Below are 767 nucleotides of genomic sequence, written 5' to 3' on the forward strand. Positions count from 1 at the left end.
CCACACCCAGGAGCCGATCTCAGGTCGCGCGGCGATCATTTCGTCGAGCGACGCTTCGTAGTTTTCGTCCGCTCCGGCCGGAACGACAAAGAGCGCTATCGGGTCGTCCCTGGCCTGAAGCAACGCATTGGCGATCGGCTGGTCGGGTTGCAGGTCAAAGCGCAATCCCTTCACGCTCTTCTCGCGAAGGCGGGCGAGCCCATCGACGAGCCTTTTCTCCGGGACCGTCTCGTAGGGAATCCAGTTCTCGGAGACCACCATCAACGCAATCTCCTCGACAATGGCGAGGCCGGCCGGGTTCAGTGCGAACGTCGCGATCGTCATGAGATGCGAGCGGGAATCCGCTGCCCACAGGGACAATTCCTTTTCAAAACGCGCCTGCAAGCGGCGATGCAATGCATCGTCGATGATGAAGGGAAAACCGGGCAGGTGCCTGATGACGAGTTTCTGACCGGAGCGGGCGGGCACGATCTCCTTCACCTCGCCGACCAGGACGAGCAACTTTCGTGGACCTGATTTCGGCGGGAGCGCCGAGCCGAGAACCGCGTTGCGACGCTGCTCGATGGCTTGCCTGTTCTCGGCCCGAAACGGCTCGGGCACGAACAGGATATCGGCGAGCGGTCCGCCCCTCACTGTCATTTGCCCGGCAGCTTCGAGCAGATGCCAGCGGACATTCCACCAATCCCGTTTACCGGCCCACCCCGATGTCCAGACCGTCAGTTCGGCCTCATGCCAGAGATAATGAAGCAGGCCACGCAGCGACATCC

Annotated in this window: 1 protein-coding gene; it reads right to left on the minus strand. The window is 61.9% G+C overall.

Features of this window, described 5'->3' with window-relative positions; translation table 11 throughout:
- Window positions 1-767: DUF1173 family protein (locus tag AC1D08_RS33670; protein ID WP_477425352.1), on the minus strand; the 767-nt coding region annotated here is incomplete at both ends.

Source organism: Mesorhizobium sp. P2_E6 (assembly GCF_056403835.1).